Raw genomic sequence first — 18,135 nt, forward strand, 5'->3', positions numbered from 1 at the left:
CGATCCCTACTTTAGTGGATTTAATACTTTTTCTAAATGTAATAAGATTAATAATCGCTTCTCTACTTTAGCAACGCCTGAAATAAATTCTTCTTCAAGTGAGCCAACGACTTCTGGTTGCGGTTCAATAGCACTTGCAGGAATATCGATAACGTCGTTAGCGGAATCCACTACAAAGCCTACTTCCATATCTTCTAATGAAATAATAATAATGCGTGTTGTTTCTTCATGTTCAGAAATAGGTAATTCAAAACGTTCACGTAAATCCACAATTGGTGTGACAACACCTCGTAGATTGATTACACCTTTTACGTATTTCGCTGTTTTCGGTACACGAGTAATATGCATTAATTTCTCAATTCCTTGAACATGGGACACTGGAATTGCATATTCTTTATCTGCTAACTGAAAAACTATTACTTTAATACTTTCTTGCTCCACTGCATTTGTCATACTTTACACCTCTCTTATTCATTCACCTTATTTAATTAGTGCGTTGCAATCTACAATTAAGGCTACTTTACCATTGCCTAAGATTGTTGCTCCTGAAATGGCAAAGATATTTGTTAAGTAATTTCCTAAAGACTTCAAGACAATTTCTTGTTGGCCAATGAATGAATCCACCACTAAACCAGCAAGTTTTTCACCTTTACGGACGATCACTACTGAGTGGAATTCTTCATCTTGATGCTCTTGACGAGGTACCTCAAAGATTTCCTCTAAGAATACCAACGGAACAACTTTGCCACGGAAGTCGATTACTTTTTGATTATGCGCATTCATAATCTCTGATGAACGGATAATAGATGTTTCAATAATAGAAGATAGTGGAATTGCATAAATTTCCTTTTCAATCTCCACAAGCATAACTGAAATAATTGATAATGTCAGTGGTAATTGAATCGAGAAGATGGATCCAACATCCTGTGTTGATTCAATTGAAATATTGCCACCTAGTGATTCAATGGTTGTTTTTACAACATCTAAACCTACTCCACGACCAGATACATCTGAAATAACATCTGCAGTGGAGAAGCCTGAAGCTAGAATAAGCTCATTAATTTGTTTATCAGACATTGAATAGGATTGTTCTTGTGTAACAATACCTTTTGAAATAGCTTTCGCTAATACTTTTTCTCGATTTATGCCCGCGCCATCGTCTTCAATTTCAATAAAGACGTAATTTCCGCTATGATAGGCACGCAATACGACCGTTCCTTCTTCAGGCTTGCCTTTTGCACGACGAGCAGTTGGATTCTCAATGCCATGATCCACAGAATTACGAATCAAGTGAACAAGCGGATCTCCAATTTCATCAATTACTGTACGATCTAGTTCGGTTTCAGCACCAATAATTTCAAGGTTGATTTTCTTATTTAAATCACGTGATAGCTGACGAATCATTTTCGGGAAACGATTGAAAACTGTTTCTACAGGTACCATTCGCATTGTTAAAATAATAGTTTGCAAATCACCCATCACACGACTCATACGCTCTACTGTTTCATTTAGTTCGCCATGATTTACTTCAGTAGAGATAGATTGCAATCGACCACGATCAATGACAAGCTCTTCAAACAAGTTCATTAAAATATCTAGACGTTCAATATTTACACGAATTGTTTTATTACCTACAGGTGCATGATTTTTGTCAGCCTTGGAAGGTGTAGCTTCTTTAGCAGGTTTTGCAACAGGCTCGGCTTTAGCAGCAGGCGTATTTGTTGGTATTGCGGCTACCTCAGCCACTGCTGTTGCAGTAGCTGCTACTTCTTGGTGCGCTTCAAATACTTTTTCACTAAATTTCCTTTGGTCAATTGTAGTCACAATAACCTCATCAACTTCAGAAACTTTCATTAGCTTTTTCTGCATATCCTCAGCTGTTGTTTTTGTGACAAAAGCTACATAAAATTGTTGATCAAACTGCTCATCTTCTAGCTTTTCAACAGATGGACTTGATTTAATGACATCCCCATCTTTTTCTAAAATCTCAAACACCATAAATACACGTGCTGCCTTAAGAAGGCAATCCTCACGTAATGTTACTGAAATTTCAAAAGCATTAAAGCCTTGTTCAGCCGATTGTGTAATGACTGTTTGTTCAAACGAATCATATTCTAATACACTTTCAACAACCGGTGCAGCAACCGTTGCTACCACCTCTGGTATTACTTCCTCACCTAGTTCTATACGCTTTAGTTGTGCGACAGTTGAGGAAACATCACGCTTACCATCTCCACCGTTAGCAATATCCATTACCATTTCTTCTAAATGATCAACAGATTCAAATACGACATCTAAAATTTCAGGTGTAACATGAATCTTCTCGTTACGGATGGCATCTAAAACATTCTCCATTTTATGGGTTAAATCTGCTAAATCTTCGAAGCCCATTGTGGCAGACATACCTTTTAATGTATGTGCAGAGCGGAATATTTCCCCAACAATTGCCAAATCATCTGGATTTTTTTCTAATTCTAATAAATGTTCAGTTTAAGCCTGTAGACGGGAGAAAATATCTAGAATAAACATCTATCAATATTGATTGACTTCCATAAGAGGACACCCCTTTTAAGGCAAATATTTCATTATTGTTTGTGCAATATCATCTACATCTGCAACTTCATCAACAAGTTGCGTTTCTACTGCTGCTTTTGGCATACCATATACAATGCAAGTTTCTGCTGATTCTGCAATAGCAATGACATTGCCAGTATTTTTTAATGCTTTTAGACCATTAGAGCCATCATGACCCATACCTGTCATAATCACTGCTACTTTATCAAAATCTTTATATTGACTAACATCTTCGAACATTACATCTACAGAAGGTCGGTGGCCAGATCTTGGTGCTTCTTGATTATCAAGAACAATGCCAAAAGTTGTCCCTACTTTTCTAAGTTTTAAATGATATCCACCTGGTGCAATATAAGCTACTCCATTTTGCAAAATATCGCCCTGTTCAGCTTCTTTAACAGAAATTTCACTTAGCTGATCAAGTCGGTTAGCAAGCGATTTAGTAAATCCAGCAGGCATATGCTGTACAATTAATATGGGAGCTTGAATAGACTTAGGAATTTTAGTAACAACCTCCTGAAGTGCGCGAGGTCCTCCTGTTGATGTGCCAATTAACACAATCTTCTTTCCTATTTTACTCCATTCTACCATTGGTTTAGTTACGGCTACCTTAGTAGAAACAACATTAATAGACGTATTTGTTCGTCCATGCTGTTGTGGTTCCTTTATTACGGTACTCACCCTTGTCACTTGTTCTTGTTGTCGTTTACTACCAGAAGGTTTTTTCAATTTGGAAATTGGCACCGTTGCAGCTTGTTCCACTTTGTGCACAAGTTCATTTTGAATTTTATGTAAATCAAGGGAGATGGTCCCACTCGGCTTGGCAACAAAATCTACTGCCCCGCCCTCAATTGCAGCAATTGCATTTTCTGTCCCACGTTGAGTGGTACTTGAGAGCATTACTACAGGAACTGGACATTGTATCATAATTTCTTTTAAAGCATCGAGCCCATTCATTTCAGGCATCTCAATATCCATTGTCACAACGTTTGGCTTCAACGATTGTATCTTTTTGATCGCATCTTTTCCATTTCGAGCTGTTCCAACTACTTCCACCTTCGAGTTGCCAACAAAAAAGTCACTAATTAGCTTTCTCATAAAAGCAGAATCATCCACAACTAAAAGCTTGCTTTTATGCAAAAAGTCCAATTAATCACGCCCTTTCGAGAAAATACTTCTAAGTTTCGTTAAAAATTTTTTCGTTGTTTGATCATGTGCATGTATTTCCCCCGCACGTTGCTCCATAAAACGAACGACTATAAGTTGCAATGTCTTTGATATTAATGCGTCTGGATAAGCAAGTGAGAATGGCACTTGCTCGCGCACTGCCTTACGCACAACAGGGTCTTCAGGTAATGAACCAAGAATGATCGTTTCTTTGTCTAAAAAACGTTTCATTGTTAACTGTAAACGTTCATTCGTTTCTATTCCTTCTTCTTTACTGAAAGCGCGGTTACAGAGAATATAAAACTGCTTATCTGGATCTCGAACATGAATATATTTCATCATGGAGTACGCATCTGTAATAGAAGTAGGTTCCGCTGTTGAAATGACGATAATTTCATCAATAGATGTGAGTAAATCTAACGACCAATTAGTAGCACCAGCGCCCATATCAAATAAAATATAATCATAGTTTTTTTGAAGTTCTTCAAATGCTTGAATAAGTCGTTCAAACATACTATGAGACCAATCAAGCACACTCGTCATACCTGACCCACCTGAAATATACCTTAAATCGTAAGGCCCTTCAAATATTACCTCATCTAGTAGCTTATTTCCTTCTAAGTAATCTTTTAAACTATAAGAAGCATTTTTCCCAATTAAGATATGGATATTCCCCATCCCAATATCCATGTCTACAATGACAACTCTTTTTCCCTTTTGGGCTAAAGTCATGGCAAAGTTCATTGTGAAGTTACTTTTACCTACTCCACCTTTGCCACTTACAACTGCAATCGCTCTACCTAGTTCGCCTTGCTGTTTCATCATTTTTAAGCGTAATGCTTCAGCTTGGTCTCTCATTTTTCTTCACCTTGAAAAAACAAATTAAGTACTGCTTCTAAATCAGCTTCTTCAATATCTTCTGGTACTTCTTGACCATTCGTATAGTAAGCAAGTCCTTTATTATATTTAATCATTAAATTGATCATTGTGCCAATAGAATTTGTTTCATCAATTTTTGTAAAAATAAATTTTTGAATTGGTAATTGCTTAAATTGATCTACAATATTCTCCATATCCCTTTCTTTCGTTGTCATTGCAAGCACTAAATAAGATTCTGCATGATCATCGAATTTTATAAGGCGTTGGAGATCATCAACATACTTGACTTCTTTATAATTTCGACCAGCTGTATCAATAAAAACCAAATCTAAATGTGATAATCTCTGGATTGCTTGTTCAAAATCTGTTGCATTGTAAGCAATTTCTACAGGAGCTTGTAAAAGACCAGCATATGTTTTAAGCTGCTCTATTGCCGCAATCCGATAAGTATCTGTCGTAATAAAGCCAATCTTTTTCTTTTTTTCTAACACAGCTCTAGCAGCCATTTTAGCAATAGTTGTAGTCTTACCAACCCCTGTTGGCCCTAAAATGTTTATATATTTTCTTTCGTAGGATAATCCTCCGACTGGAAGTACTTCTAGCTTCTTACGTAATAAATTTTTTGCTATCAATTTACATTGTGAAAAATTTATTTCGGATGCTTCTCTAAAATGCATAAAAAGCTCATCACCTATCGTTGTGATGAGCTCTTCACTTAGCTCTTGCTGTCTTAAGTATTCAATGAAGGGTAAGAGTTCATCGGGATATTGAGCTTGGGTAGTCTTTTTATGCATCGATTGCATTAATGATTTTAAATCAGCAATTTCTTTTCTCAATTCTTCTGACATGCTAGCGTCCTCATGTACTGCTGCTACATCAAGGGGTGGTTCCTGATGCATTTTTGCTTGAATAGCATTTGTAATCTCTTGTAACCTTGCATTCTCTTTTTTTACTACAGGCAGTACAGCTGGTGTTGGAACTGAAGCCACTTGCTGGGGCTCCATTGCATCAATACCCGCAACCACTTCAAAACTTTTCTTTTTTATCATGCCAAAAAATTTCTTTGTGATGACGACTTTTGAATTTAAAATGACTGCGTCCTCACCTAATTCTGCTCGCACTTGCTTCATCGCCTCTGGTATGGATGATGCATAATACTTTTTCATTTTCATTGAACATTCACCACCCCAACACTTTGAATTTCAACCGAAGCATCCAATTCATTATAAGATAGAACCGGAATTTGTGGGAAATAACGCTCCGTTAGTTGTCGTAAATACATCCGAACGGCTGGCGAGCATAATATAATAGCTGATTGCTCCATAAACGAAACACGCTCTACTTCCGCTGCAATAGTTTCTAATACTGTTTGAGAGTCTTGTGGGTCCATAGCTAAATAATTACCGTGATCCGTTTGTTGGATACTATCAGCAATCATTTTTTCTACTTTACCTGAAACCGTAATCACCTTTAATACTGAACTATCCCCAACATATTGCGCTGTAATTTGACGAGCTAATGCTTGACGCACATATTCAGCTAAGATATCTGTATCACTCGTTAATTTTGCATAGTCTGCAAGTGTCTCAAAAATAATAGGTAAGTTACGCACTGATACATTCTCCCGAAGAAGCTTACCCAGTACCTTTTGAATTTCTCCAGTAGATAAAGGTGCAGGTGTTAATTCTTCTACTAAAATTGGATGGGATTCGCGTAAGTGATCGATTAACTGCTTTGTCTCTTGACGGCCTAATAACTCATGAGCATTTGCTCGAATTATTTCAGTTAAATGTGTTGACACCACACTTGGTGGGTCCACAACTGTGTAACCATACATTTCTGCATCCTCTTTTACTTGCTCTGTAATCCATTTAGCTGGTAATCCAAAAGATGGCTCGACAGTATCAATACCCTCAATAGAATCATCGTCTCCAGGGCTCATCGCTAAATAATGATCTAGTAAAAGTTCGCCTCGTGCCATTTCGTTCCCCTTTATTTTAATTCGATATTCATTTGGTTGAAGCTGAATATTGTCTCGAATACGGACTACTGGGATCACGATACCTAACTCCAAAGCAAGCTGTCGACGAATCATGATCACACGGTCTAATAAATCTCCACCTTGAGCGGCATCTACTAAGGGAATTAATCCATAACCAAATTCGAATTCAATTGGGTCCACATTTAATAAATTCACAACATTCTCAGGGCTCTTCATGCCGTCAGTAGCCACTTCTTCTTCAATCTCCTGTAATTCTTCTTCATCCTCTGGCTTCTTACGTTCCATCATATAAGCTCCCGCAATTAATGAAAGACCTATTGGCAGCGTTACCCAGTTTGGTATTGGCGTAAATAGCCCTAGTAATACAATGGTACCTCCTGCTACATAAAGCAGCTTAGCTTGAGCAAATAATTGGCCTGTAATGTCTTGACCAAGACTACCTTTAGAAGAGGCTCGTGTTACGACAATCCCTGTAGCAGTCGAAATAAGCAAGGCAGGAATTTGGGATACAATACCGTCCCCAACTGTTAGTTTCGAAAAATGTGTTGCTGCTTCTGCAAATGGAAGCCCCATTTGTACAACGCCAATGATGATACCAAATAATAGATTGATAATAACCATTACCATTGAAGCGATGGCATCCCCTTTTACAAATTTCGTGGCACCATCCATTGCACCGTAAAAGTCCGCTTCCCCTGCAACTTTTTCACGTCGCTCGCGCGCTTCTTTTTCGGAAATAATCCCCGCATTTAAGTCAGCATCAATACTCATTTGTTTACCTGGCATCGCATCAAGTGTGAAACGTGCCGCTACTTCTGCTACTCGTTCTGCACCTTTTGTAATTACAATAAACTGAATTAACACTAAAATTAAGAAGACGACTAAACCAACAAGTATATTTCCTCCAACTACGAAATCACCAAAAGTTTCAACGACCGAACCTGCATCTCCATTTGCTAAGATGGCACGAGTAGTGGAAACACTTAGTCCTAATCGGAACAAAGTTAATAGTAAAATTACCGAAGGAAAAATGGAAAAATCCAATGCTTCTTTCATACTCATTGCTGTGAGCAGTACAATTAATCCTAATGTAATATTAATGACAATTAAAAAACTTAACATCCACGGAGGAAGAGGGATGATGAGCATCGCAACGATTAAAATAACCGCACCTAAAACCCCAATATCGCGAACTTTCATTTGTGTCCCTCCTACAAAAAGCCTTAAATTTTTCGCTTAATACGGTAAACATAAGCGAGTATCTCTGCTACTGCTTTGAAAAATTCTTCTGGTACCTGATCGCCTATTTCTACCTGGTCATACATAGCTCGTGCTAAAGGTCGATTTTCAACCATTATTACATCATGTTCTTTGGCGATCAGTTTAATTTTTTGAGCAATAAAGTCTGTCCCCTTTGCAATAACACGAGGAGCATCCATACTGTCCTCATTATATTTGAGGGCAATTGCATAGTGAGTAGGATTGGTAATAACTACATCCGCACTAGGAACCTCTGACATCATACGTCTCATCGCCATCTCACGTTGGCGTTGTTTGATTTTTGATTTGATTAGGGGGTCACCCTCACTATTTTTATATTCATCTTTAATATCTTGCTTAGACATTTTAAGATTTTTTTCATACTCATGTTTTTGATACATCCAGTCTAAAACGGATACACAAAGTAATACTAAAGAAGCTGCTATACCCATAATACCAACAAGCTTCCCGACCGTAATGAGAGTCATCCATGGACTTTTAAACGATAACGCCAAAACTTCTGGTAAGTTTGACCAAATAATAATTGTTGTAACACTTCCGATAAAACCAATCTTTAAAACAGACTTTATTAACTCCACAATGGCTTTGACAGAAAATATCTTTTTTAACCCTTTAATAGGGTCCATCTTTTTCAAATCAAACTTCATTGGCTCTAACGTAAAAAGAAAACCAAATTGCAAAAAGTTACCTGCAAGTGCTCCGACAAATGCAATTGCCATAATGGGCACAATGATAAAAGCCATTTGAATCAAAGTTTCTGTAAATAGGTGCATCACACTATCAATAGTCAGTGATTCGATGCGTATGTTATGAATAAAGGTTTGCCTGAAAAAAGCTAATAGCTCGTCACGCAAAGAGCCTGCAAAGAAAAACAAAAAGATAAATACCATTAACATTACAATGGCACTAGAAATATCTTGACTCTTGACAACTTGCCCTTTTTTCCGAGCATCCTGTCGTTTCTTAGGGGTTGCCTTTTCTGTTTTTTCACCCGCAAAAAATTGTAGCTCTAAATTCAGTAGTAGTCTCATATTATCCACCACCTAAAATGGCCATTAAATCACGCATCCCATAAATCATAATCGTAATAAGCTTTTGAATAACTTGAATCATAACGGCCATCATTGTAAATAACACTAAAAAACTAACACCAATTTTAATAGGAAAACCGACAACAAATATGTTTAATTGCGGTACTGTTTTTGCAGTGATCCCTAAAGCTAAATCGACCAAGAATAAGGTCGCTACAACAGGAGCAGCCATCTGGAATGCTATGGCAAAAACTGCTGTGAAAGTGGTGATAATAAATTGAGGAAAGTTTTCGTTCATAAAACTAGGGAACTGATCCATCGGGAAAAATTGATAGCTGTAGTAGATTCCATTAAGAATCATATGATGGCCATCAATCGCTAACAATAAAAGCAGTGCTAGCATATTAAAAAACTGACCGATTAATGGACTTTGAGCACCTGTTTGCGGGTCAATTATATTAGCAATGGCAAAACCCATTTGAAAATCGATAAAGCTTCCTGCAATTTGAATTGCGGACATGATGATATAGCCCATTAGACCGAGTAATAGTCCAACTAGTGCTTCTTTCACCACTAATAATATGTAATCATCATTGAATGCAAATGGCTCAACATCAATTGTATAGTACATCATCCAAGCTAAAACCAGTGCGAGAGTAATTTTGACTTGAGGTGGAATGGTTCTATAGGAAAAAAAAGGAACCGTAGCAAAAAAGGCTGAGACACGTACAAGTACTAATAAGAAAACCGTTAAATGCGGAATTAATTCATTCATGTACTCACCCTATATAACGCGTTAAATTCTCGAATATGTCTCTCGCATAGCTTGTAACTTGAGATAGCATCCAAGGGCCAAAGAATACGATGGCCACTAAGACAGCAATAATTTTTGGTACAAATGCTAACGTTTGCTCTTGTATCGAAGTTGTGGCTTGAAAGATACTTACCGCTAAACCCGAGATTAAAGCAACTAATAGTAGCGGACCGCTTGTTAGAAGGATAATCATTATAGCACGCTCTGCAATGGAAATAACCAACTCACCTGTCATACTGTATCATCCCCTAAAAACTTTGTAGTAACGATTTCATAACGAGATACCAGCCATCAACCAGTACAAATAATAATATTTTAAATGGCAATGAAATCATTACTGGCGGTAACATCATCATCCCCATCGACATTAATGTACTTGCAACAATCATATCGATCACTAGGAATGGAATAAAAATCATAAAACCAATTTGAAATGCTGTTTTAATTTCGCTTAAAGCAAAGGCAGGTACAAGCATAGTCAGTGGGATTTCCTCCACTGATGCTGGTTTTTCTGCTTGATTATATGTTAAAAATAAATCAAGATCTTTTTGCCTAGTATGCTTACTCATAAACTCTTTAAATGGCACACTAGCACGGTCATAGGCTTCTTCTATACCAATTTCTTCAGCAAACAATGGTTGTAATGCCTCTTTATTGACCTCTTGAAAGGTTGGTGCCATGATAAAAAATGTTAAAAATAGTGCCAGCCCAATGATCACCTGATTTGGTGGCATTTGCTGTGTTGCCAATGCTGTACGCACAAATGATAAGACTATGACTATACGAGCAAAGGATGTCATTAAAATTAAAATACTTGGTGCAAGTGATAAAACTGTTAGTAATAGTAAGAGCTTTACAGATGTAGAGACATTCGTTGGATCGCTGTTGGAAAAAATATTGATTAAATCATTCATTTACCATCCTTCTCCTTCTGCTTCCATCTCTCTATCTCATCACTACGCTCCTGTTTTATTTCTGATAGCTTTTTTTCGAATAGATTGCCAAATGAATCCTGCTTTTGCTGCTCATTTTGCACCTTCGCGCTATCTTTTCTCTTAAACTTAGAAAATACTTCTGCAATATACGGTGATGTTGCTGCAAATTCTTGTCTTTCGTTATATAGGGCTAAAAGAGCTTCAACTTCTTCAGGATCTGTAATTTCTCGTAAAAGTTGAACGTCTTCTCCGACCCCAACTAAATACAATGTTTTACCTACCTGTAAAAGCTGAACTGACTTTTGTGCACCTAACGATAAACCGCCTAAATTTTGTACCATTTGATTACGTTGGAAGTTTAAATTTCGTTTATTTAAAAACTTCATCAATCCATAAAATAAAGCTACAACAAAAATAAGCGCCAAAACCATTTTTATGTATTCCCATGCAGATATATCTCCAGCTGCTGTTACAGTTGTTTCTTGTTTAGCAGCTGGATCAGTCGTATCTCCATTACAAGCTTCTGGGTCTTTAATGCAATCCGTGACACTATTTGTATCAGCGTCTGCATAGACAGAAGTCGGTGTCGGGTACAAAAACAGGAAGGATACAAGAAATGCGAAAATCATCGTTAAACGAAATGATTTTAACATTTTCATGCAATCATCCTAGCGCTTTTTGAATCGCTTCAATTACACGATCTGCTTGGAAAGGTTTTACGATAAAGTCTTTCGCACCAGCTTGAATCGCATCGATTACCATTGCTTGTTGCCCCATTGCTGAACACATGATTACAGTTGCACTTGGATCTGTTCCCTTAATTGCTTTAAGAGCTGCAATACCGTCCATCTCTGGCATTGTGATATCCATTGTTACTAAATCTGGTTTTAGTTCATTGTACTTTTCGACAGCTTGTAAACCATCTGCTGCCTCTCCAACAACTTCAAATCCATTTTTTGATAAAATATCCTTGATCATCATGCGCATAAATGCAGCGTCGTCTACAATCAAAATTCTTTTAGACATGGTTAACTCCTCCAATTGAAACTATCTTAAATTATTTAAACGCTCTGCTTGACTTAAAACATCTGTAATACGGACACCAAAGTTTTCGTCAATAACAACGACTTCCCCTTTAGCAATTAAACGACTATTGACTAAAATATCAACCGGTTCTCCCGCTAATTTATCCAGTTCAATAATTGACCCACTTGATAGTTCTAAAATCTCTTTAACAGAACGTTTCGTACGTCCTAACTCTACAGTAACTTGCAATGGAATATCAAGTAGCATATTTAAATTTCTAGCTTCAGATTGAGAGATTACATTTGTATCGAAGCTAGCAAACTGCGCTTGTTGCACATTTACAGGTTGTGCTGGTCTTGCTGGTTGTGCAAATTGTTGTGGCTCCTGATAAATCGGTTGCTGCATCGGTGCTGACTGCTGTTGATAAACTGGTTGTTCAGATGGTGGTGCTACAGGTATTTGCTGTTGAACAGGCGGTGGTGTAACTGGTGGAGCCTCAGGTGCAATAGTTGCTGCCACAGGTTCCTCAAACACTCCTGTTTCACCTAATAATGATTTTACAATATTTTGACTAAATTTAAGCGGTAATAATTGCATTAAATTCGAATCAATTAAATTCCCAATTCTTAATCTAAATGAAACTTTCACCAGCAAATCGTCTTCTGGGATATTTTCTCGACCTTCATCTTGCGAGATGTTCATTAAATCAATTGTCGGTGGAGAAATATCTACTTTTTTGTTGAAGACCGTCGACATAGATGTAGCAGCTGAGCCCATCATTTGATTCATAGCCTCTTGAACAGCACTTAGCTGAATTTCACCTAAGTCTGGCTTCGGATTTAATCCATCGCCACCTAACATTAAATCTGCGATAATTGCTGCATCAGATTGTTTAATAACAAGTAAATTCATACCTGTCAAACCAATTGTATATTCAACTTGTACAGCTACATATGGATGAGGAAATTCCTCTTCTAATTTATTACGATTAATCATCGAAATACTTGGAGTTGTAATATCTACTTTTTGACCCAATAACGCTGAAAGAGCTGTGGCAGAGCTACCAAAGGATATATTGCCTACCTCTCCTAATGCATCTTGTGCAAACGAATCAAGGTAATCCTCCACTCGTATCTCATTTATTTCTTCATTTGTTGAAGCATCAGTGTCGTTGTTTTTATCTCCCAACGTCTCGCCCCTTAATAGCGCTTCAATTTCTTCTTGGGAGAGCATTTCATCACTCATCTTCGTCTCCTCCTTTCAAAGGGTCGATAATCTGGATTGCTAATTTTTTGCCCTTTTTACCTGGTTGAACAGTGAACTTCGGCAATGTACCTACTTTTAGTAGTAATGGCGCTTCAATTTTTTGATCTAACTGTATGACATCCCCAACTTGCATTGTTAGGAAATCTTCAATAGTGATGTCCGTTAATCCTAATTCAACTGAGAGTGGTAATTGGGCTTGTTTCACACGTGTTTCAAGCATTTTTGTTTGCTCTGGTGACATCTCTTTCGTATTGGTTTGCATCCAATAGCGAACCGAAAGATTTGGAACAATTGGCTCCAATACAACATGCGGAATACAAATATTAATCATACCGCTTGTCTCACCAATTATCGTATTTAATGAAATTACGACAACCGTTTCATTAGGTGAAATCATTTGTAAAAATTGTGGATTTACTTCAAGTTCCACTAATATAGGATCAATTTCCGCAACATTTTCCCATGCTTCGCGTAAATTGTCGAATGAGCGTTCAAAAAGGTTTGTCATAATTTTTGTTTCTATTTCCGTTAGGTTATCTACATTACTATGACTTGCCCCACTACCGCCCATTAGGCGATCTAACATCGAATAGGCAATATTCGGATTAATTTCCATTAATATATTACCATCTAATGGTGGCACTTCAAATACATTAATGAGTGTCATATTTGGAATGGAACGAACAAACTCTTCAAATGGTATTTGGTCTACTGATGCAACCGTAATTTGTACATAGCTTCTAAGCTGTGCAGAGAAAAAGGTTGTCAATAGTCGTGCGAAATTTTCATGTATTCGGGTCAAACTTCGGATTTGATCTTTTGAGAATCGAAGTGCTCGTTTAAAATCATAAACTTTAACCTTACGTCCCTCGTCCTCTTTTTTTATGTCATCCGCTGACATTTCCCCTGTCGATATAGCGGAAAGCAGCGCATCTATCTCGGATTGAGATAACACATCTCCTGCCATTTGCCCACCTCCAATTCAAGCAGTTTCTGTTTTATTGAGTAATGAAGGAGGTAAAATATACTTCCTGGACTTCTCCCTCTTGCATCAACTCATTTAATCTTGTTTTTAATGATTTTTGGAAAATTTGTTTCCCTTGCTTACCTTCTAAGTCCTTTTGCTCCATTTCAGAAAGCTCTTGAATGGCGATGTTTTGCACTTGGAAAACGCGCTTTGTTAATTCTGCAGCAGCATCTTTGCTTGTCGTTTGAATTTTCAATGACAAGCGAACAACTCTTTTATCTGCAAGATTTGTCGTGATCTCTGGTATCTCCACTGTTGCCTCTACAATCTCATCAATGGACGGCTCAACAGCTCCTGTGGGCTTATTAAATTGCGTAAGCAATACAAACAAAATAACCCCAATCAGAATGACTGCTACTAGTAAAATAATAATCATTGTTAGCATTTTATTATTCTTCATCTTCTTCACCTCGTAGATGCGGGTTGGATAGTATTTGTATATTGTTATAAAAGGCAGTAACCTTTTGTCGCACCTCATCTTCACTCTCTAAAACAATTAATTTTGTTCCAGTTGTTAATGTAATAGTCGTATCTGGAAATGATTCGACTGTTTCTATGTATAAAGCATTTAATGTAAATGCTTTGCCATTTAGACGTGTTAGTTCAATCATGAATTAGGGCCGGGTCTAGCATGAGAGCCGGCCCGACCCTCCCTCATATGAAAATATGTTTGTTAAAACGTCCGTTTTGAAAGGACTATTTTATTATCGTTTTAAGTTTACTAGTTCTTGTAATATTTCATCAGATGTTGTGATGATACGCGTATTTGCTTGGAAACCACGTTGTGCCACAATCATCTCAGTAAATTCCTCTGAAAGGTCTACGTTCGACATTTCAAGTGAACCTGCTATCGGTTTGCCTAAACCTGCTTGACCACCTGCTTGTAAATAGGGTTCTCCAGAGTTTGCTGAAACTGTATAGTAATTACCGCCAACTTTCTCAAGACCACCTGCGTTGGAGAATTTAGCCATTACCAATTGACCACCCCATTTCAAGTCTCCATTTGCATCAACAAAAGTAACTTGACCGTCTGGTGCAATACTCATCGATTTTGCATCAGTTGGAATACGGATACGTCCCCATTCTCCACTGTTTTCTGTGGCCGCTGTTGGTAAACCCCAAGTGCCATCAACATTTAAATCCTCACTTGTTACTTCATCCAACTCCGCTGGTGCATCGAAGTCAGTAGACATTGAATCTAAATTTTCAGAGTTAGCAGCCGCAGACCCCATTAGATATTTACCATCTGCATTAACTAGAAAACCTTGTTCATCCATATAAAAATTCCCTGCACGTGTATAGAGAGTATTTGTAAATGGCGTTTCACCAGTTCCTTCACCAGTTCCTGACACTAAATCACCTACTATGAAGAAACCTTCTCCCTCTATAGCTAAATCTAATCCGCGTCCAGTATATTGTCGTGATCCTGGATTATGAATAGTATCGATAGATGCAAGTTCTGCCCCTAACCCAACTTGTTTTGGGTTAATACCTCCTATAGTACCTGAAGGAGCTGAAGCACCCGCTGATGTTTGCGACATTAAATCTTTGAAAATTACTCGCCCTTTTTTAAAGCCATAAGTGTTCACGTTGGCAATATTATTACCAATCACATCTAGCTTTGTTTGGAAGTTTTTAAGACCTGAAATACCTGAATACATAGAACGTAACATATGTTTTCGTTCTCCCTTCGTTTTATATAGGTGAGCTTCTATCACTCAGCATCACCAAGGCTTCCTTACGTAAGAAGGTCCAGCCTTTAAAGCACAATCGTGCCATCAATATTTGTAAATAACTGCTGTTTTGCTTCCGTGCGATCCATTGCTGTAATGACAGTAGCATTTTTAGCACTGACAATTAAAGCTGCTTGATCCATCAAGACTAATGGTTGTTTGACACCTTTTGAGTGTGCTTCAAATACCTTATCCGATACAACCTGCCATTCATGTTCAGTGATATTAATTTTACGCTCAATAATACGTTCATTCGCATGCTTACTCACCTTTAGCTCTTGTTTAGAAGCTTCCTGTAAATGAGCCTTAAACGATTGTTGTGTATTAATTGGCTTAGGCTGTGTTGAGCGAATAGATGGATGCAAGGGTACACGATGAATTGAAAATTTATCCATCACTTTTCTCCACCTTTATTCGCTAATCACTGTAAAATCTTTATCTGTTAGTCTTTTATCATTATCTAATACATAATTAATGACCCCATCTTTATTGGAAACAGAGACGATTCGTCCTTTTAGTTCTTGGTCACCGTCTTTATACGTTACATTTTTACCAATCAATTGGCTAGCTTTCACTAATGGAGATTCAGGTACATTATTATTGCCATTGGAACTAGAATCGCTAGCTCCACCTAAAATACCAGATATATTACCAGGAGCAATCTCTTTCCCATCAGCTAATTTGAACACAACATTTCCATCTACAAATTTAAGGGATTCAATGACGCCTGTTCCTTCATTAACCACAGGATTACCTTTTTCATCTTTCTCCTCTGTAATCTCATGCCATTTGACTTCTTTGCCAATAAAAGTTGTATAACTCATCATCTGTGTTTGTTGCTGAGATGCTAGTAAAGATTCCATTGCCTTTGTCATATTTTGCATTTGCTCTAAAGAAGAGAACTGCGCCATTTGAGAAATAAATTCTCGATCATCCATTGGATTTGTTGGGTCCTGATGCTGTAATTGTGTAATTAACAATTGTAGAAAGGCATCCTTACCAAGCTCACTATTGCCTGTTTGCTTCACTGGCTTCTGATAATTTGAGTAATAAAAATCATCAGTTATAGCCGGATTTGTCACCTTCGTAGTAGTATCTGCCATTGTTACACCTCCTCACTTATTAAATAGTCACTAAAGGACATTCCTTCATCTTCATCATCACTTTTTTGATCCTGTTCTTCGTCCTGCTGTTGTTTAAAGAAATTATTGAAGAAGCTTTGATCACGTTGTTGACGATCGGCATCTTGCAGAGATTGTGCAATATCAAGACGATCTACTTGTATATTTTGCTGAGCAAAAGCCTGTTTTAGCTGGTGTGCTTGGTTATCAAGCAATTCACGTCCATGGGCTGTAGAAGCCAGTATACGGGCTGTAAGAACTCCATCATTTTGTACAAGTTCAATACGAACTGTCCCTAGATTTTCTGGATACAATTTTATGGTTAAGCGTGTAATGCCTTGAGCATTCGAAATCTGCGCTCGATTGATAATGGCTTGCATTTCTTTTAGTAAAGCTTCGGATTGAGCAGGCTTAGCCGTTGGTAACGTTACATGGAATGTGTCTGGTTTCGTTTGTACAGTTTGTGGTGTAACCATGTCATTTGTATTTGTTTCACTTTGTTTCGTCATTTGGACTTGCTGAACAACTTGCTGGAAGCCTTGTAATGGCAATGTAACAGTTGTTTTAGTTGTTGTTACCTGCAAAGTTTCTACCTGCGTTTGTAAAGTCGTTAATAGGCTTCTCACCGTTGTTAACAGGTCTTCTTGAGGTGCTGTTAAGTCTGTCTTTTGTCCTACCAATTGCGCTAATTTCAACACTTGAAGAAGTTGTGATGCCTCTTTTGGTGTCACTTGACCTTCGCCTTGTAAAGCAGTGCTTATATTCGCCTGTAGTACCGGCGCTTGGGCATCTACTAAAGTTAAGAGCTCCCAAACATCCCTTGCTTCCTTTTCTTCTCCTAGTAGCTGTTGGACGATTTTTTGAAGCTGCTCTTCATCAATCCCTAATGCATTTAATATATTTTCTAAATGAAGCATTTCATCCAGTGCCACTGCCTTACCGTCTTCTCCAAATTGAAGCAATAATAAACCATCATCGTGAGAAATCCCCAGTAAATCTAGTACTTCCTCCATTGATTCAGCATTTAATAACGCTTGTAAATCCCCGAGTTCATTTGTTGAAGTCGTCTGTGATGACTGGGTTGTTTGAGTTGAAGAAGTTAATACTTGCCCAAAAACAGAACCAAAATTTGATAAATTTTCTTTATTCGGTGTGCTGCCTATTTTTCCTTCAGCGTTTCCAACTGTTGTTGATTTTGTTGCTGCAGTTTTAGTAGGTACTGTTTTATTAATCATTTGCATCATTGCTACATCCACTATTTTTCACCTCCTTTCAATTA

20 protein-coding genes are annotated in these 18,135 nt (G+C 37.6%); all 20 read right to left on the bottom strand.

Annotation, left to right across the window (positions count from 1 at the left end; all coding sequences use genetic code 11):
• Positions 1-6: 6 nt before the first annotated feature.
• A complete protein-coding gene (locus ACHZEU_RS08410; RefSeq protein ID WP_004269272.1) occupies positions 7-453 on the bottom strand; it encodes a chemotaxis protein CheW in 447 nt (148 codons plus the stop codon).
• 27 nt (positions 454-480) lie between these two features.
• Positions 481-2,451, bottom strand: a complete 1,971-nt coding sequence (locus ACHZEU_RS08415) for a chemotaxis protein CheW (RefSeq protein ID WP_404804347.1) — start codon at positions 2,449-2,451, stop codon at positions 481-483.
• A gap of 117 nt (positions 2,452-2,568) precedes the next feature.
• A complete protein-coding gene (locus ACHZEU_RS08420; protein ID WP_103117586.1) occupies positions 2,569-3,723 on the bottom strand; it encodes a chemotaxis response regulator protein-glutamate methylesterase in 1,155 nt (384 codons plus the stop codon).
• Positions 3,724-4,599 carry a MinD/ParA family protein gene (locus tag ACHZEU_RS08425; RefSeq protein WP_066037807.1) on the bottom strand — a complete coding sequence of 292 codons (876 nt, stop codon included), beginning with the start codon at positions 4,597-4,599 and terminating at the stop codon, positions 3,724-3,726.
• The gene (gene flhF, locus ACHZEU_RS08430; protein WP_048391590.1) at positions 4,596-5,792 is read right to left on the bottom strand and encodes a flagellar biosynthesis protein FlhF; all 1,197 of its coding nucleotides are present in this window, start codon (positions 5,790-5,792) and stop codon (positions 4,596-4,598) included. The genes ACHZEU_RS08425 and flhF overlap by 4 nt, the downstream gene beginning before the upstream one ends.
• Positions 5,789-7,822 (bottom strand): flagellar biosynthesis protein FlhA, encoded by a 2,034-nt coding sequence (flhA, locus tag ACHZEU_RS08435; RefSeq protein ID WP_036080453.1) that lies wholly within the window; start codon positions 7,820-7,822, stop codon positions 5,789-5,791. The genes flhF and flhA overlap by 4 nt, the downstream gene beginning before the upstream one ends.
• A 23-nt stretch (positions 7,823-7,845) precedes the next feature.
• Positions 7,846-8,934, bottom strand: a complete 1,089-nt coding sequence (gene flhB / locus ACHZEU_RS08440) for a flagellar biosynthesis protein FlhB (RefSeq protein ID WP_048391594.1) — start codon at positions 8,932-8,934, stop codon at positions 7,846-7,848.
• A gap of 1 nt (position 8,935) precedes the next feature.
• Positions 8,936-9,709 (bottom strand): flagellar biosynthetic protein FliR, encoded by a 774-nt coding sequence (fliR, locus tag ACHZEU_RS08445; protein ID WP_048391595.1) that lies wholly within the window; start codon positions 9,707-9,709, stop codon positions 8,936-8,938.
• A 4-nt stretch (positions 9,710-9,713) separates the two neighbouring features.
• Positions 9,714-9,983 (bottom strand): flagellar biosynthesis protein FliQ, encoded by a 270-nt coding sequence (fliQ, locus tag ACHZEU_RS08450; RefSeq protein WP_004269285.1) that lies wholly within the window; start codon positions 9,981-9,983, stop codon positions 9,714-9,716.
• Between the two features lie 13 nt (positions 9,984-9,996).
• Positions 9,997-10,662, bottom strand: a complete 666-nt coding sequence (gene fliP, locus ACHZEU_RS08455; RefSeq protein ID WP_048391597.1) for a flagellar type III secretion system pore protein FliP — start codon at positions 10,660-10,662, stop codon at positions 9,997-9,999.
• Positions 10,659-11,336 carry a flagellar biosynthetic protein FliO gene (locus tag ACHZEU_RS08460; RefSeq protein ID WP_004269287.1) on the bottom strand — a complete coding sequence of 226 codons (678 nt, stop codon included), beginning with the start codon at positions 11,334-11,336 and terminating at the stop codon, positions 10,659-10,661. Before ACHZEU_RS08460 ends, fliP begins: the two co-directional genes overlap by 4 nt.
• 10 nt (positions 11,337-11,346) lie before the next feature.
• Positions 11,347-11,709 (bottom strand): response regulator, encoded by a 363-nt coding sequence (locus ACHZEU_RS08465; protein WP_004269288.1) that lies wholly within the window; start codon positions 11,707-11,709, stop codon positions 11,347-11,349.
• Between the two features lie 21 nt (positions 11,710-11,730).
• Positions 11,731-12,954, bottom strand: coding sequence for a flagellar motor switch phosphatase FliY (fliY, locus tag ACHZEU_RS08470; RefSeq protein ID WP_048391599.1), 1,224 nt, complete (start codon positions 12,952-12,954; stop codon positions 11,731-11,733).
• Positions 12,947-13,942 carry a flagellar motor switch protein FliM gene (fliM, locus tag ACHZEU_RS08475; RefSeq protein ID WP_004269290.1) on the bottom strand — a complete coding sequence of 332 codons (996 nt, stop codon included), beginning with the start codon at positions 13,940-13,942 and terminating at the stop codon, positions 12,947-12,949. Before fliM ends, fliY begins: the two co-directional genes overlap by 8 nt.
• A 31-nt stretch (positions 13,943-13,973) precedes the next feature.
• Positions 13,974-14,402 (bottom strand): flagellar basal body-associated protein FliL, encoded by a 429-nt coding sequence (gene fliL / locus ACHZEU_RS08480; RefSeq protein WP_004269291.1) that lies wholly within the window; start codon positions 14,400-14,402, stop codon positions 13,974-13,976.
• Entirely contained in the window at positions 14,392-14,613 is a 222-nt protein-coding gene (locus ACHZEU_RS08485) for a flagellar FlbD family protein (protein ID WP_048391601.1), read from the bottom strand. Before ACHZEU_RS08485 ends, fliL begins: the two co-directional genes overlap by 11 nt.
• Positions 14,614-14,706: 93 nt before the next feature.
• A complete protein-coding gene (flgG, locus tag ACHZEU_RS08490) occupies positions 14,707-15,675 on the bottom strand; it encodes a flagellar basal body rod protein FlgG (RefSeq protein WP_279494194.1) in 969 nt (322 codons plus the stop codon).
• A gap of 86 nt (positions 15,676-15,761) precedes the next feature.
• Positions 15,762-16,130, bottom strand: a complete 369-nt coding sequence (locus tag ACHZEU_RS08495; RefSeq protein ID WP_279494193.1) for a TIGR02530 family flagellar biosynthesis protein — start codon at positions 16,128-16,130, stop codon at positions 15,762-15,764.
• Between the two features lie 15 nt (positions 16,131-16,145).
• Positions 16,146-16,838, bottom strand: coding sequence for a flagellar hook assembly protein FlgD (gene flgD / locus ACHZEU_RS08500; RefSeq protein ID WP_257961813.1), 693 nt, complete (start codon positions 16,836-16,838; stop codon positions 16,146-16,148).
• Between the two features lie 2 nt (positions 16,839-16,840).
• Positions 16,841-18,112, bottom strand: coding sequence for a flagellar hook-length control protein FliK (locus ACHZEU_RS08505; RefSeq protein WP_279494192.1), 1,272 nt, complete (start codon positions 18,110-18,112; stop codon positions 16,841-16,843).
• Positions 18,113-18,135: the final 23 nt, after the last annotated feature.

Source organism: Lysinibacillus sp. S1, from assembly GCF_044986265.1.
Lineage (GTDB): Bacteria > Bacillota > Bacilli > Bacillales_A > Planococcaceae > Lysinibacillus > Lysinibacillus capsici.

Excerpts from the sequence above, each read along its gene's own strand:
- ACHZEU_RS08410 (WP_004269272.1), bottom strand. The coding sequence starts at position 453 with ATGACAAATGCAGTGGAGCAAGAAAGTATTAAAGTAATAGTTTTTCAG.
- ACHZEU_RS08425 (WP_066037807.1), bottom strand. The coding sequence starts at position 4,599 with ATGAGAGACCAAGCTGAAGCATTACGCTTAAAAATGATGAAACAGCAA.
- flhF (WP_048391590.1), bottom strand. The coding sequence starts at position 5,792 with ATGAAAATGAAAAAGTATTATGCATCATCCATACCAGAGGCGATGAAG.
- flhA (WP_036080453.1), bottom strand. The coding sequence starts at position 7,822 with ATGAAAGTTCGCGATATTGGGGTTTTAGGTGCGGTTATTTTAATCGTT.
- flhB (WP_048391594.1), bottom strand. The coding sequence starts at position 8,934 with ATGAGACTACTACTGAATTTAGAGCTACAATTTTTTGCGGGTGAAAAA.
- fliR (WP_048391595.1), bottom strand. The coding sequence starts at position 9,709 with ATGAATGAATTAATTCCGCATTTAACGGTTTTCTTATTAGTACTTGTA.
- fliQ (WP_004269285.1), bottom strand. The coding sequence starts at position 9,983 with ATGACAGGTGAGTTGGTTATTTCCATTGCAGAGCGTGCTATAATGATT.
- fliP (WP_048391597.1), bottom strand. The coding sequence starts at position 10,662 with ATGAATGATTTAATCAATATTTTTTCCAACAGCGATCCAACGAATGTC.
- ACHZEU_RS08460 (WP_004269287.1), bottom strand. The coding sequence starts at position 11,336 with ATGTTAAAATCATTTCGTTTAACGATGATTTTCGCATTTCTTGTATCC.
- ACHZEU_RS08465 (WP_004269288.1), bottom strand. The coding sequence starts at position 11,709 with ATGTCTAAAAGAATTTTGATTGTAGACGACGCTGCATTTATGCGCATG.
- fliY (WP_048391599.1), bottom strand. The coding sequence starts at position 12,954 with ATGAGTGATGAAATGCTCTCCCAAGAAGAAATTGAAGCGCTATTAAGG.
- fliM (WP_004269290.1), bottom strand. The coding sequence starts at position 13,942 with ATGGCAGGAGATGTGTTATCTCAATCCGAGATAGATGCGCTGCTTTCC.
- fliL (WP_004269291.1), bottom strand. The coding sequence starts at position 14,402 with ATGAAGAATAATAAAATGCTAACAATGATTATTATTTTACTAGTAGCA.
- ACHZEU_RS08485 (WP_048391601.1), bottom strand. The coding sequence starts at position 14,613 with ATGATTGAACTAACACGTCTAAATGGCAAAGCATTTACATTAAATGCT.
- flgG (WP_279494194.1), bottom strand. The coding sequence starts at position 15,675 with ATGTTACGTTCTATGTATTCAGGTATTTCAGGTCTTAAAAACTTCCAA.
- ACHZEU_RS08495 (WP_279494193.1), bottom strand. The coding sequence starts at position 16,130 with ATGGATAAATTTTCAATTCATCGTGTACCCTTGCATCCATCTATTCGC.
- flgD (WP_257961813.1), bottom strand. The coding sequence starts at position 16,838 with ATGGCAGATACTACTACGAAGGTGACAAATCCGGCTATAACTGATGAT.